Genomic DNA, 14,469 nt, shown 5'->3' with positions numbered 1-14,469 from the left:
TTTCCCGGTATTGGGGAAGGAGGAATGGGGCGACCGACGGGGATTGAACCCGCAACCTCTGGTACCACAAACCAGCGCTCTAACCAATTGAGCTACGGTCGCCGCGAAGCCGCGCGCTTAGCGGGCAGGGCCGGGCGGCGTCAAGCATATCAGTCGCGCGCCCAACCCCCAAGTCGCGGCTAGGCGGCGATTGGCGTCCCGCGCGACAGCCGCACCGCTTCCTCCGCACTCGTCGCGCCCTCGCGGACCAGTGCACGCGCCGCCGAGCCGAGGTTCGGCGTCTTCAAGAAGGCGTGGCGGGCCAGAATGGATTCGTCGCCGCCATCGGCGATCAGGCGGCGGATCGCATGATCGACCTCGACCAGCTCGAACGCGGCGATGAAGCCCTGGAACCCGGTTCCTCCACAAGCGTCACAGCCCGCGCCCTGATATACGATCGCGCCGGGATCGAAGCCGAGCAGTGCCGAAACCGACGGTGCCGCCTGGACCGGGAAGCGGCATTCCGGGCAAAGCCGGCGGACCAGCCGCTGCGCCATCACCGCACGCAACGATCCGGCGATCAGAAACGGATCGATCCGGAGCGCGCGAAGCTGCAGGATCGCGCCGATCGCGTCGGCCGCATCGGTGCGCGCGATCATCATCGGTTGGGGCTGGGCGCTCTGGAGCGCAAGTTCCATCAGTGCGCGATCGGCGATGCCGTCGAAAGCGATCGCGTCTGGCTGATGCCGCGCGGCTGCACGAAGCATCTCGGCAATGCCCGAAGCACCGGGTTCGGTGACGGGGACATGGCCCAGGCCCGCGACCGGCGCGGACGGCCGGTCGCCGAGCGCCAGGACACTGCGCCCGCGCGACGCCATATGCTGCAGCATCGCCGTTATCGTCGAATGCCGGCCCGAACCGGGCAGACCCCCAACCAGGATGACGCCCTCAGCCCGGTCGAGCAGTCGCGACAGGCGCTGGCGCGTCCCGTGCGACGCCCCGCCCAGTGCGATCATGCGCGGCGCGGTGGCGGCGGCCTTGAACTCGATGTGGATCCGGCGTCCCTCGGCACAATCGAGCGCGCTGACCGACATGAACTCGCGCGCATCCCCGATCGTGCGGGCGACCGTCCGCTCGCCCAGATCGGCCGAGGGCGCGAGGATCGCGCGAACCGCGGCGCTGATGGGTGCGCTCAGAATGCTGAGCGTCTGCTGCCGCCCATCGATGCGCGCACGTACGGTATATGCGCCGCAATAGGGCTCTAGATCGAGCCCGGGCGCGCCCTGACTGCGTGCATCATCGACCATCGCGTCGAACAGCCAGCCCGCGACATCGTCGGCCGATGCACCTTCGGCCAAGGTGAAACGAATGGGCTGCTGGCGCGCACGGCGGTCCTGAAGCGCCCCGGTCACCTGTTCGATCGAGGCAACCGGCAGGGCCCATCCTTCCGACGATGCTGCCAATCGATGCGGTTCGGCCGCCACGTCTTCCGGTCGCCGCTCCATATCGCCCACCGTTCAAAGCCCCCGGCGCTGCCGTCCCGCCCGCTGTTGCGGGTCCGCGGACGCAAAGTGCCGGCGGATGCGCCGACGCTTCCAACCCGCAATTACGAACAAGATGTGACATTATTCTTTCAAAGGATCGGTGCGGGACGGCGCCGCGGATCGGCCGCCACGACTGGTGCGGCGATGCCGGTTTGGGCATGATAAACGGCATGGCGACGCGCGACCTTTCAATCACCCGGCTGGGTTCAGGCCACCCCGGCAAACCGATCATCGCACAGATCATGACGCAGCCGCGCGTGCAGCGCGTGCCGAGCCCCAAAGTCACGCTGTTCATCTGTCGCGATTTCCTCGATGCGGCGCTTTGCGACGCGTTGGTCGGCCGGATCGATCGCGATCGACGGCCGTCGACGATCGCCGATCCCAACGGCGATGCCTATTTCCGGACCAGCGAAACCTGTGATTTCGACGCTGCAGATCCGCTGGCCCAGGAGGTGGAGGCACGTATCAACCGCTTTTGCGGCATCGATCCCGCCCATGGCGAACCGCTGCAGGGGCAGCGTTATGCGGTCGGCCAGGAGTTCAAGCCGCACACCGATTATTTCTCGCCCCAGGGTGTCGATTTCGAGCGGTTCTGCGGCCGGTCGGGCAACCGCACCTGGACGGTCATGCTGTATCTCAACGTGCCCGAAGCGGGCGGCGCGACGCGGTTCAAGGCGATCGACAAGACGATTCAGCCCGAACGCGGCAAGCTGCTTGCGTGGAACAACAACCGTCCCGATGGCACGCCCAATCCGGCGACGATCCACCACGGCATGAAGGTGCGTGCAGGGACGAAATATGTCCTGACGAAGTGGTTCCGGGAACGCGCCTGGATCGGGTGACCGGTTAAGAAATGGCGACTCTAAAGATTGCGAAGACGGATTATCTGAGTGATCATCCCCCAAATAATCTGGGGTAGGGAATGTCGATTCCTGTTCATTGTAGGACCTGCGGCTATAGAGGCATCGCACGGTCAATACGAATTATGAATTCGGTAAACACTACCATTCGAGGCGGTAGCGAGGACTGTCCGCGATGCGGTCGCCGGGCAGAGTTCCAATCGGGCGTCTACGACTTCGTAGGGACTATGATGACTGCATTCCGTGAGATGTCACGGGATGACATTGCCACATTCCGCGACATCGCGGAGTCGGTTGCCGCCGGTCATGCCACCGATGCGGAGGCTGAGGCCCAAATCGCCGAATTGGGCAACGCGCTAGCCGCTGTTTGGAAATGGACAAACAACAATGGAACTGCGCTCTCGTTGATATTGACAATCCTGACGATTTATCTTCAAATTACAGCTGGTTGGGAAGCGGATAGAACGGCGGAAAAGCTTCGAGCAAGCGTAGAGGTGCAAACACAAGTCGAGCGGATGATTTTAAATGAACTTCAGAAGTCAAGTGCAGCATTTCAAGCGCAGCATACACTACCTCCGCCCAAGAAGCAGTTGCTACCGCCAGTCCAGCAGAAAAAACCGGGACAATTGAGGCAAAACCGGCACGAGCGCCGGAAGGCGAAGGCGATTGCAAGGCGTCGGCCAAGCCGTTAATCCTTCTCTAGCTCCGGCTTCTGTTGAGCTATCTTCCTCTGTCACTGATCCAAGCTGATATCGTCGTGTCGACGCCAACGTCGACCTCCAAGGCGAGTACCTTGTCGAAAAAAGACGGGCCCGAACCGAAGTTCGGGCCCAGCGGGGGGAAACCAATCGGCCCTTTAGCCGGCGATCACAGCTTGGCGGTCAGGCCCACCGTGAAGATGCGGCCCAGATCATAGGTGTTGTTGTCGATCCGGACGCCGTTTCCGAAGTCCTGGAACTCCTGATAGCGCGTGCCGGTCAGGTTGCGGCCCTCGAACTTGAGCTCGAATTCGCGCTCGCCGAAGCGGATGCCCTGGCGCGCGACAACGTCGAGGCGGATGCCCGGCCGCTCGGTCAGGTCGGGCAGGCGGACGCCGCCCGAAGCCGAGGTCGGCCCGCGGTTGGTGACGCGCTCGCTCGCATAGTTGAACAGCACGGTCAGCTGCGACAGGCTCTTGGTGTCCTCGATGCCGAGCTGAAGGTTGACCAGATGGTCCGACTGACCGGTCAGTGGCGCGCCGTCCTGGAACAGCAGGTTGGCGGGTCGCAGCAGATTGTTCAGCGGGTCGGGAACACCCTGGTTTCCGATGATCAGTTCCGACTGGGTGTAGGTATAGTTGGCCAGCAGCAGCAGGCGGCGGCTGGCGAAAAAGTCACCCAGCGTGTCGAGCGGCACGTATTTCACAGCTTCGATTTCGCCGCCGTAAAGCTGCGCCGCCGGCGCGTTCGAGAAACCGGTCTGGATCGCGTCGGTACCCGCCGGGAAGAACGAGACCTGTTCGATCGGGTTCTGGATGCGCTTGTAGAAACCGGCGACGGTCAGCCGCTGTTCGCGCGCGAAGAACCACTCGAACCGCGCCTCCGAATTCCACAGCTGCGAATCGATCAGGAACGGGTTGCCGAGAAACTGGCGATCCGATTCATAATCCTGGTAGATCTGGCGCGCCAGTTCGCGGAACTGCGGACGCGCGACGGTCACCGACGTGTGCAGCCGCAGCTGCATGTCGGATGCGAAATTCCACGTCAGCGTCGCCGACGGCAGCCAATAGTCGTTCGCGATCAGCGTTGCGGGGACATTGCCGCCGGACGGCAGCACTTCCTCGATCGCGTCCTCGTAACGCACGCCGGCGGTGATGCGCATGCCATCGACGATCTCGCCCTCGAGCTGGGCGTAGACGCCATGGATGCGCAGCGACGCGTCATAGGCCGCGGCACCGAGCTGGGTCGACTGGTTCTCCAGGAAGATGCAGCTTTCGTCGGCGGCGAGGTTGAGCGCGGCGCGGTCGCAGCCGTTCAGAATGTTGAAGTCCGAGAGCAGAAAGTCCGGGCGCAGCTGCGAGAAGGCGAGGCCCAGGGCACCGCCGCGTGCGCGATAACGGAATTCGTAACGGCTCGAGCTGCGGTCGGAGTCCTGATAGGCATAACCCGCCGACACGGTGATCGGCCGGTCGAAATTGAGCTCGTAGCTGAAATCGACCGCACCCGACCACAGGTCCTCGTTCAGGTCGTTGAACGAGACCGTCGCGCTCTGGTTGCTGCTGCCGCCCAGATTGTTGACGTAATCGCCGACGACCGGGCTGTATTCATAGCGGAAGGCGCGCTCATAGGGTGACTCGCGCTTGGTGTTCGCATAGGCGCCGCGCACGTCGATGTTGAGCTGGCCGATCTCGAACTCGCCGACAAACTGTGTCGTGAACAGCTGGCGCTCGAACCAGTTGGTATTCTGTTCGATGAACGGCGCGTTGCCGTCGATGAAGCCGCCGATGTTCGAGCCGGTGCCCGCACCGAGCCGGCCCTGCTTGAGTGTGTCGTGGACGTAGAGGTTGGTGAGACGCACGCGCTGTTCGCCGAACTCGGCGCCAATCCCGATCAGGCCGTTTACGATGATGCGGTTGTCGGTCAGGACCGTACGGAAATCGCGGTTGATGCCCGCGCCGGTGCCGTCGTCGGTGGTCTGCTGGATTGCGTCACGCGTCCGCCAGCCGTTGGAGATGCCGCCCGCCGCGATCAGGCCGATCCGCGTCGCGCCGACGTCGAACGACGTGCCCGCGCTGACCTCGCCCGACCAGTTGGCCGGAAGCTGTGCCTGTTCCTGCAACAGCGTGGTCGGCGCGTTCGACAGCGTGGCCAGCTGCGAGAACGAGTTGATCGAGGTGATGTTGCGACCGGCTTCGTTGATGAAGCCCGGCACGCTGCGCTCGCCGTCGTCATAGCCGAAGACATCGGCCGAACCGCCGTCATAGACATAGCCGAGTTCGCTCGACGTGACGGTGTCGAACCCGACGCTGCCGCCGAAGTCGAGGAAACTTTCCTTGGGCACCGCACGGGTGGTCAGATTGATCACGCCGCCGCCGAATTCGCCGGGATAATTGGCCGACGCGCTTTTCTGGACCAGCGCCGAGGCGACGAGATTGGTCGGGAAGATGTCGAGCGGCACGACGCGGCGCAGCGGTTCGGGGCTGGGAAGCGGGGAACCGTTGAGCAGCGAGGAGGAATAGCGATCGCCCAAGCCGCGGACATAGACGAAACCGTTGCCGACGACGCTGAGGCCGGTGACGCGCTGGAGCGCGCCGGCGATGTCGCCTTCACCCGTGCGTTCGATGTCGGCGGTCGACAGGACCGAGATCACCTGCGGCGTCGCGCGGATCACATTGGGGATGTTGCGGCCGACGACGACGATGTCCTCGCTCGAGTCCGACGCGCCGGGCGCGGAAATCTCGACCTCTTCCTCGACCTGATCCGGCTCGGCGGTCTGGCCCGGGTCAACGGTCTGGCCCGCGGGCGGCGTCGACTGGGCGTCACCGGCGGCCGCGTCCTGCGCCAGCGCGGTGGGCGCCACCAGGTGCGAGGACAGGAGCAGCAGCGTTCCGAATGCGAGTTGCTTTTTCATCTTTGATATCCGGATCAGGGGTCTGGAAAGCACGAGGGAGCGAGGCAGCGTCGCGCTGCCCCGCTCCCGTGACGTCCGTGGCTCAGGTGCTGGGAACGGTGGTGCAGTTCCCGCTCGTCGCGCCGAAGTTGGCGCGGTTCGAGTTGCACGTCCAACCCTGGTACCAGGTGTCCGCCGGCCCGCTGATCGCGCCGACATAGGTCGTGTTCACCAGGAACGACGATCCCGCCGGATTGAGCGACGCTGCCGCGAACGGTGTCACCGCCAGCGCCGCCGTGCCGGGCAGGTAGACGTTGGCGACCGCGCCCGCCGCGGTGCCGTTGGTCACGTTGTTGGTGCCGGCATTGACGACCGCCAGCTGCTGGGCATTGGTCACCGTCACGCCGCCCTGGGTCGTTTCCGCCGAGAAGGCGGCACCGCAGGCGAAATAGACCGAGTTGAAGGTCGGCGGACCGACATCCTGCAGCGCCGAATTGGCGGCGCGGATGGTGGTGGCTTCGCCGTTCACGACCGCACCGGCGACGATGTTCAGGCAGGGCTGGGGGCTCGCCAGAATGCCGTTGACGAAGGTGAAGTCGGCGCCGCCACGCAGGCGCAGGCCGGCGTTCGTGCCCGTGCTGGTGTGGACGAAGGTGAAGTTCGCGATCCGACCGAACTGACGCGGCAGCGCGTCTTCATTGTTGTTCGAGTCGATTTCCATCACGTAGTTGTCGGACTGCGTGTTGTTCGGCCGCTGGATGACCAGCATGAACTGCAGGAAGCCGCGCCAGCCCACATCGGTATCCAGGCCGTCGTCGTCGGCGCCGGTGATCACCCAGTTGCGGCCGTTGTGCGTGCCGCCGAAGATCTCGACGCCGTCGTCCGAGCTGTTGTGGACCTGGAGGAACTCGATGGTCGTGCCGCTGCCGACGCCGCCGGTGGTCAGGCCCTGAAGCTCGTTGTTCGGGCTGATGACGGTGCCCGAATAGCGGATCTGGACATAGCGCAGCACGCCCGAATTGTCGCCCGGGGTTGCGCCGCCGTAGAGCGCGTTGCCGGTGCCTTCGACCACGTTCTCGCAATCGACCGCGCCGCCGGTGACGGTCGAGAGGTTGCAGTTGGAAACCGGCGCGCGACCGGCGATGATGACGCCGCCCCACAGGCCCTGGTCGCTGTCGGTGACCGCGCCGGTCAGGTTCTGCTGCGCGGTGAAGATGATCGGGCGCGCCGCGGTGCCGTCGGCGATGATCGTCGAGCCGCGGTTGACGATCAGGAAGTCGTTCGCCGCATTGGTGGTGTTCGCGTAGATCACCACGCCCGGCTCGATGGTCAGCGAGCCCGCCTGGCCCGCCGTGCCCGCGCCGCCACGATCCACGCCGACGTCGACGCGGCCGTTGATTTCATAGGCCGTGCCCGCGCGGCGCGGCAGGGTGAGGGTGGTGATGAGCGACGGCAGGCGGCACGAGCGGAAATTGCCGATCACGCCCACGTCGGTGGTGCCGCTGGGGCAGTCGGCCGCAGGCCCCGCGGTCGGGGTCGGGGTGGGCGAGGGGGTCGGCGACGGCGTGGGCGCGGGTGCCGGCGCCGGGACGACGATCGTGCCTTCGCCGGGCGAGGCGACGCTGGTCGCGCCGTCGCAGGCGGAAAGCGCGGCGCCAGCCACGCCGGTGAGCAGGATGAGGCTGAGACGCTTGTAGTCGGCCATGAAAATCTCCGTTCCGATCGTTTCGAATTCCTGAGGGTAGGCGTTGTTCGCCGTGATCGACTCGGAGTTCCCCCTGTCGCCCTCTGGCCCCGCGCTAGGCGCGCCCTGTGACCGGGAGATGGGATTTTGTGGTCAGAACGAAGACTTAAACGTTTCAAAACGGTGACAAGTGTTTCGCCCGCATGACGGTTCGGCGAAATCGTGCGGGGTTCTCAGGCTGGATGTCGCGTTTTGGGTCGATCGGGACCGCGCACGCCCTGTGGTGTCGGGACGACCGTGCCTGGAAATGAAAAAGCCCGCCGCTCATGCGAGCCGGCGGGCCTTTCGGGTGGTGGGCGCGGCTGGGATTGAACCAGCGACCCCTGCGGTGTGAACACAGTGCTCTACCACTGAGCTACGCGCCCGATCGCGCGGCCAAGGCCTCCCGACGGAGCCGCGCGTGTAATCAAGCGCCGCCCAGCTGTCCAGCCCCGCCGCAGCGAGAATTAGTTGACCGAATCCTTCAGTCCCTTGCCCGCCTTGAACTTCGGCTGGTTGGACGCCTTGATCGTCATTTCCTCGCCGGTGCGGGGGTTGCGCCCGGTCGATGCCTTGCGCTTGCTGACCGAAAAGGTGCCGAACCCGACCAGTCGCACGTCGTCGCCCTTTTTGAGCGCGCCGGTGATCGCATCGAACACGGCTTCGACGGCCTTGCTTGCATCCCCCTTGGCCAGACCCGAATGATCGGCGACCTGCCCAATCAGCTCCTGCTTGTTCATCGCTGTAGAACCCCTGTTTACCCGGTTGTCGTTGTAAAGACTCACGCGGCGGCTCGCGCCGGAGTCTCAGTAAGACGGTGGAAAATCGCGCTGTCAAAGCAAAAGCGTCGATTTTCCGGCCAAACGACCGGATCTCATGGGCTTTTAGTGATGAATGGGCTCGTTCTGACCGGTTACCGGCAAGATCGGCTGCGCCGCCAGATCGTCCGCATCGCTCCAGTCGATCGGGGCGAGCGGTTCGACCAGCGCCAGGCGCAGCACCTCGTCGACATGCGCGACCGGAACGATCTCGAGTCCCTCGCGGATATTCGCGGGAATCTCGGCCAGGTCCTTCTCGTTTTCCTGCGGGATCAGCACGGTGGTGATCCCGCCGCGCAGCGCCGCGAGCAGCTTCTCCTTCAGCCCCCCGATCGGCAGCACGCGGCCGCGCAGCGTCACCTCGCCGGTCATCGCCACGTCGCGCCGCACCGCCACGCCGGTCAGCGTCGACACGATCGACGTGACCAGGCCGATGCCCGCTGACGGCCCGTCCTTGGGCACTGCGCCCTCGGGCAGGTGGACGTGGATGTCCTTGCGCGCGAACACGCTCGGCTTGATCCCATATGAAGGCGAACGGGCGCGCACGAAGCTGAACGCCGCCTCGACGCTTTCCTTCATAACGTCGCCCAGCTTGCCGGTCGTCTTGATCGCGCCCTTGCCGGGGACGGTCACGCTTTCGATGGTCAGCAGCTCGCCGCCGACCTCGGTCCAGGCAAGCCCCGTCACCGCGCCGATCTGATGCTCTTCCTCGCCGATGCCGAAGCGGTATTTGCGCACGCCGGCGAATTCGTGGAGATTTTCGGGCGTGATCGTCACGTGCGCCGCCTTGCCCTCCAGGATGCGGCGCAGCGCTTTGCGCGCCAGCTTCGCGATCTCGCGTTCCAGCGTGCGGACCCCGGCTTCGCGGGTATAGTAGCGGATCAGGTCGCGCAGCCCTTCATTGGTCAGCGTGAACTCGCCGTCCTTCAGGCCATGCGCCTCGATCTGCTTGGCGATCAGGTGGCGCTCGGCGATCTCGACCTTCTCGTCCTCGGTATAGCCTTCCAGCCGGATGATCTCCATCCGGTCGAGCAGCGGCTGGGGCAGGTTCAACGTGTTCGCCGTCGTCACGAACATGATGTCGGAGAGGTCGACGTCGATCTCGAGATAATGGTCGTTGAACTTGTTGTTCTGTTCGGGATCGAGCACCTCGAGCAGCGCAGACGCGGGGTCGCCGCGGAAATCCTGGCCGAGCTTGTCGATCTCGTCGAGCAGGAACAGGGGGTTGCTCGTCCCCGCCTTGCGCAGGTTGGTGACGATCTTGCCCGGCAGCGAGCCAATATAAGTACGGCGGTGGCCGCGGATCTCGGCCTCGTCGCGCACGCCGCCCAGCGACTGGCGGATGAACTCGCGCCCGGTCGCCTTGGCGATCGACTTGCCGAGCGAGGTCTTGCCGACGCCCGGCGGGCCGACCAGGCACAGGATCGGGCCCTTCAGCTTGTTGGTGCGCGCCTGAACGGCGAGATATTCGACGATCCGGTCCTTGACCTTTTCCAGCGCGTAATGGTCCTCGTCCAGGATCGCCTGGGCGGCGGCGATGTCGCGCTTGAGCTTCGACTTCTTGCCCCAGGGCAGGCCAAGCAGCACGTCGAGATAGTTGCGCACCACGGTCGCCTCCGCGCTCATCGGTGCCATCGTCTTCAGCTTCTTCAGCTCGGCCTGCGCCTTGGTCCGCGCTTCCTTGCTCAGCTTGAGCGTCGCGATCTTCTGCGTCAGCTCGGCGATCTCGTCGCCGTCACCCTCGTCGCCCTCGTTGCCGAGCTCGCGCTGGATCGCCTTCAGCTGCTCGTTCAGATAATATTCGCGCTGCGTCTTCTCCATCTGCCGCTTCACACGGCTGCGGATCTTCTTCTCCACCTGCAGCACGCCCAACTCGCCCTCCATGAAGGCGAACACCATTTCCAGCCGCTTGCGCGGATCGCGCTCGACCAGCAGCGCCTGCTTGTCGGCGACCTTGACCGCGATATTGGCGGCCACCGCATCGGCGAGCCGCGACGCATCGTCGAGCTCGGCCACCTGAACCGCGGTTTCCGACGGCAGCTTGCGGTTGAGCTTGGCATAATTCTCGAACTGGTCGACGACCGATCGCATCAGCGCCTGGACCTCGGCACCGTCCGCCTCGACATCGGCGACGGGGCTGACATCGGCGACCAGGAAATCACCCTCGCCGCGGACCTGGTCGAGCGTGCCGCGTTCGCGCCCGGCAACCAGCACGCGGACCGTGCCGTCGGGCAGCTTCAGCAGCTGGAGCACCTCGGCCGAAACGCCGGTGTCGTACAGGTCGTCGCGACCCGGATCATCTTCGGCCGGGTCAAGCTGCGCGACGAGAAAAATCTCCTTGTCGTCCGCCATGGCCGCTTCAAGCGCGGCGACCGACTTGTCGCGACCCACGAACAGCGGCACAATCATGTGCGGAAACACGACGATGTCGCGCAGCGGAAGGACGGGGTAAGATTTCTTCATATGAACTCCGGAACGCCGAACGCGGGCGTCTGATCGCTTTATATGGGACAGCCTGTCCCGCGCATCAATCATCCACACCGATGGAGGGTCAAATGGCAGGTCGTTTCGCCGTTGCCGGTCGCCATTTCGCGGCGGCGATCGCCATGCTGCTGACCGCCGCCGCGCCGGGCAAGGATGGCGAGCTCACCCCGCAGACGGCCCTCTCTGGCGGTCCGACCGATCCCGATCAGGCAAAGCTCCGTTTCGACACGGCCGATCTTGCGATCGAGGTGCTGCCGGAGCGCCAGGCGATCGCCGCGGTTGCGACGTTGCGCTTCACGGCGCGCGCCCCCGTGCAGGTGCTCGTGCTCGATCTCGATCGCAACCTGCCGGTGCGCGGCGTGCGGATCGGCGACGTCGCGCTGGCTGCGGGCCGATGGGCCAATCCGGACGGGCGGCTGCGCATCCAGCTCCCGGCGATGCAGCCGGCGGGCGCGGAAATCGTCGCGCGCATCGATTATGGCGGCGTGCCGCATGTCGCCAGGCGCGCGCCGTGGGACGGCGGCTTCGTCTGGTCGCACACCGCCGACGGCAAGCCGTGGATCGCGACCGCGGTGCAGGGCGAGGGGTGCGATCTGTTCTGGCCGTGCATCGACCAGCCCGATCAGGAGGCCCGGGCGGTCACGCTGCACCTGACCGTACCGGCGGGGCTGGCCGCGCCGTCCAACGGTCGGCTGCTGGGGGTCGACCGCCTGCCCGACGGGCGTTCGACATGGCACTGGCGCGCCGCGCATCCGACGAACTACGGGATCGCGCTCAATATCGGCCCCTATGTGCAGATCGCCGGCGACTATCAGAGCCGGTTCGGCAATGCCGTGCCAATGTCGTTCTGGCACCTGCCCGGTCGTGAGGTGCAGGCGCGCGAGCTGTTCGCCGAATTCGCGCCGACGCTCGATTTTTTCGAGGCCGTGATCGGGCCCTATCCCTTCGCCGACGAAAAGGTCGGCGTGGTCGAGACGCCGCACCTCGGCATGGAGCATCAGACGATCAACGCCTATGGCAACAATTATCGCAAGGCCGCCGAGGGCTTCGACTGGCTGTTCCACCATGAATTCGCGCATGAGTGGTTCGCCAACCAGCTGACCGCCGCCAATTGGGACGACTTCTGGCTCCATGAGGGGTTTGCGAGCTATATGCAGCCGCTTTACGGCCGCTGGCGCGAGGGCGAGGGGCGGTATCTGGCGATGATGCTGACGCAGCGCGAACAGATCGCCAACCAGTTCCCGATCGTCTCGGGCAAGCCCCAGGCGGCAGAGCAGGTCTATGATCGCGTCAAGGGGCCGGGCTCCGACATCTATTACAAGGCGTCGTGGATGCTCCACACGCTGCGCGGCCTGATCGGCGACGAGGCGTTTTTTGAGGCGACGCGGCGACTCGTCTATGGCCGGCCCGATCCCCGGCCGGGCAATTTCCAGCCGCGCTATGGCTCGACCGCCGAGTTCCAGCGCATCGTCAATCAGGTGAGCGGGCGTGATCTCGGCTGGTTCTTCGACGTCTATCTGCGCGAAGCCGCGCTACCGCGCCTGATCGAGCAGCGCGACGAAACGGGCCTGACGCTGACGTGGCAGGCACCGGGCGGCAAGCCCTTCCCGATGCCGGTCGAAGTGGCGGTGGACGGCCGGGTGCAGACGGTGGCCATGGCCGAAGGGCGCGGCCAGATCGCGCTGCCCGCAAAAGCGCACATCGTCATCGACCCGATGTCCCGCATCCTGCGCCACTCCGACGCGGTGGAGCGGCTGCAGGCCCAGCGGGCGCGGGGGAGTTAGGGAAAGTCCATTGCTTGGCTGGGTTGAGCACGGAAACGCAGGTCGAACCTTGCAATGCTCCAATGCTGACGCAGCGCGCACGTTGCCCCCGAGTAACCGGTCTTTCTGCTGTCACCCCGGCCCTGTGCCGGGGTCCACTGGGCCCCCTGGCGCGTCTCGCGCGGATTCCGCGCTGGCTGAAAGCCACAGAGCGATTAATCGACCGCTGTGGCCTGCTTCACGGTGGACCCCGGCACGAGGCCGGGGTGACGAATTTGATGCGTGCTCGCGAGAAAAGTTGATCAGGGCCGCCTCTCGGCTCCGTAACGCCCCTTCAGCATCGCCCAGCTCGCACGCAGACCCTGAGCATCGCCCCCCTTGGCTCGCCCCGGCTTGGCCGCCGGTCGCCACGAAAACGTGTCGAAATGCGCCCACGCGATCTCCGCCGGCACGAAGCGGCGCAGGAACAGCGCGGCGGTGATCGATCCCGCGAACGGCCCGTCGGCGGCGTTGACCAGGTCGGCGATGTCGGACTTCAGCATCTCGTCATAGCCGTCCCATAGCGGCAGCCGCCACATCGGATCGGACACCGTCTTGCCCGCGTCGAGCAAGGCGTCGGCCAGCGCATCGTCATTGGCGAACATCGCCGGCAGGTCCGGCCCCAACGCCACCCGCGCCGCGCCGGTCAGCGTGGCGAAATCAAGGATCAGCTCGGGCGCGCCTTCGACCGCGCGGGTCAGCGCGTCGCCCAGGATCAGCCGCCCCTCCGCATCGGTATTGGTATTCTCGACCGTCAGGCCCTTGCGCGTCGCCAGCACGTCGCCGGGGCGGAAAGAGTCGCCCGACACCGAATTCTCGACCGCCGCGACGAGCAGGTGCAGCCGCACGGGCAGCCGCGATGCCATGACCAGCTCGGCGAGCGCCAGCGCGTGCGCTGCGCCGCCCATGTCCTTCTTCATCAGCCGCATCGCCGCAGACGGCTTGATGTCCAGCCCGCCCGAATCGAAGCACACGCCCTTGCCGACGATCGCGATGCGGGGGTGAGCGGGGTTGCCCCATTCCAGTTCGATCAGCCGTGGCTCGCGGCCCCTTGCGGCGGCGCGGCCGACCGTGTGGATCATCGGATAGCCGCGTTCCAGGTCCGGCCCCTTGGTCACGGTGATGCTTCCGCCATGCGCCTTGCCTAACGCCTGCGCCTCGGCCTCCAGGTCGGCCGGCCCCATGTCGGAGGCGGGGGTGTTGACCAGATCGCGCACCTTGAAGGTCGCACGCGCGATCCTGACGGCTTCATCGACCCGCGCCGGATCGCCAGTCAGCAGCACGCGCGGCCCCGCCGCCTTGTCGTCGCGGCGATAGCGGTCGAAACGATATTGGCCCAGCAGCCAGCCGAGCAGCGCCGGGCCGGGGTCGCGCCCCGCCAGCCGATAAATGCCCTCGGGCAGCGTCTCCGCCAGCTTCGCCAGGCACCAGGGTGACAGGTTGTCGACATTGGCGACCACGCTCACCACCGACCATTGCTCCGGCCCGTCGCCGGGCAGGATCGCGTTGGCATAGCCGGTCGGCGTCAACCGCTGCGCCGCGATCGCGGCGCGATGCCGCGGCGGCTGCGCGGCGAACCAGGCGTCATAGCCCTTCGGATCGATCAGGTGGATGTCGCGCGCGTCCTGCCCGCGATCGGGCTGGATCAGGGAGGTGAGGTCGCGGTTCATC

The 14,469-nt window shown here is 65.7% G+C and carries 9 protein-coding genes and 2 tRNA genes; 3 read left to right on the top strand and 8 right to left on the bottom strand.

Annotation, left to right across the window (positions count from 1 at the left end):
- Nucleotides 1-25 precede the first annotated feature (25 nt).
- Nucleotides 26-102: transfer RNA gene (locus GO308_RS06920), tRNA-His, on the bottom strand.
- Nucleotides 103-179: 77 nt separating this feature from the next.
- Nucleotides 180-1,484, bottom strand: coding sequence for an ATPase, T2SS/T4P/T4SS family (locus GO308_RS06915; protein ID WP_240884786.1), 1,305 nt, complete (start codon nucleotides 1,482-1,484; stop codon nucleotides 180-182).
- A 281-nt stretch (nucleotides 1,485-1,765) separates the two neighbouring features.
- Between GO308_RS06915 and GO308_RS06910 the strand changes: the two genes are divergently transcribed.
- Nucleotides 1,766-2,365, top strand: a complete 600-nt coding sequence (locus GO308_RS06910) for a 2OG-Fe(II) oxygenase (protein WP_240885209.1) — start codon at nucleotides 1,766-1,768, stop codon at nucleotides 2,363-2,365.
- 248 nt (nucleotides 2,366-2,613) lie between these two features.
- Nucleotides 2,614-3,075, top strand: a complete 462-nt coding sequence (locus GO308_RS06905) for a hypothetical protein (RefSeq protein WP_240884778.1) — start codon at nucleotides 2,614-2,616, stop codon at nucleotides 3,073-3,075.
- Nucleotides 3,076-3,250: 175 nt separating this feature from the next.
- Here GO308_RS06905 and GO308_RS06900 read toward each other — a convergent pair whose 3' ends face one another.
- The 5 genes from GO308_RS06900 to lon all read right to left on the bottom strand — a co-directional run bounded on the left by GO308_RS06900 (nucleotide 3,251) and on the right by lon (nucleotide 10,975).
- Nucleotides 3,251-5,992, bottom strand: a complete 2,742-nt coding sequence (locus GO308_RS06900) for a TonB-dependent receptor (RefSeq protein WP_240884776.1) — start codon at nucleotides 5,990-5,992, stop codon at nucleotides 3,251-3,253.
- A gap of 82 nt (nucleotides 5,993-6,074) precedes the next feature.
- Entirely contained in the window at nucleotides 6,075-7,676 is a 1,602-nt protein-coding gene (locus tag GO308_RS06895; protein WP_240884774.1) for a hypothetical protein, read from the bottom strand.
- A 329-nt stretch (nucleotides 7,677-8,005) separates the two neighbouring features.
- A tRNA-Val gene (locus GO308_RS06890) sits at nucleotides 8,006-8,080 on the bottom strand.
- A gap of 81 nt (nucleotides 8,081-8,161) precedes the next feature.
- The gene (locus GO308_RS06885) at nucleotides 8,162-8,434 is read right to left on the bottom strand and encodes an HU family DNA-binding protein (protein ID WP_066479755.1); all 273 of its coding nucleotides are present in this window, start codon (nucleotides 8,432-8,434) and stop codon (nucleotides 8,162-8,164) included.
- Nucleotides 8,435-8,578: 144 nt separating this feature from the next.
- Nucleotides 8,579-10,975, bottom strand: a complete 2,397-nt coding sequence (gene lon / locus GO308_RS06880; protein WP_240884772.1) for an endopeptidase La — start codon at nucleotides 10,973-10,975, stop codon at nucleotides 8,579-8,581.
- A 143-nt stretch (nucleotides 10,976-11,118) separates the two neighbouring features.
- On the opposite strand from lon, the gene GO308_RS06875 reads away from it, so the two are divergent.
- Nucleotides 11,119-12,780 (top strand): M1 family metallopeptidase, encoded by a 1,662-nt coding sequence (locus GO308_RS06875; RefSeq protein ID WP_240885208.1) that lies wholly within the window; start codon nucleotides 11,119-11,121, stop codon nucleotides 12,778-12,780.
- Nucleotides 12,781-13,061: 281 nt separating this feature from the next.
- Here the strand turns inward: GO308_RS06875 and GO308_RS06870 are convergent, their stop codons facing one another.
- Nucleotides 13,062-14,468 (bottom strand): leucyl aminopeptidase family protein, encoded by a 1,407-nt coding sequence (locus tag GO308_RS06870; RefSeq protein WP_240884770.1) that lies wholly within the window; start codon nucleotides 14,466-14,468, stop codon nucleotides 13,062-13,064.
- Between the last annotated feature and the right edge of the window lies 1 nt (nucleotide 14,469).

This window comes from Sphingomonas sp. SFZ2018-12 (genome assembly GCF_022496715.1).
Taxonomy (GTDB): Bacteria; Pseudomonadota; Alphaproteobacteria; order Sphingomonadales; family Sphingomonadaceae; genus Sphingomonas.
This window is presented reverse-complemented; position numbering and strand designations above follow the sequence as displayed.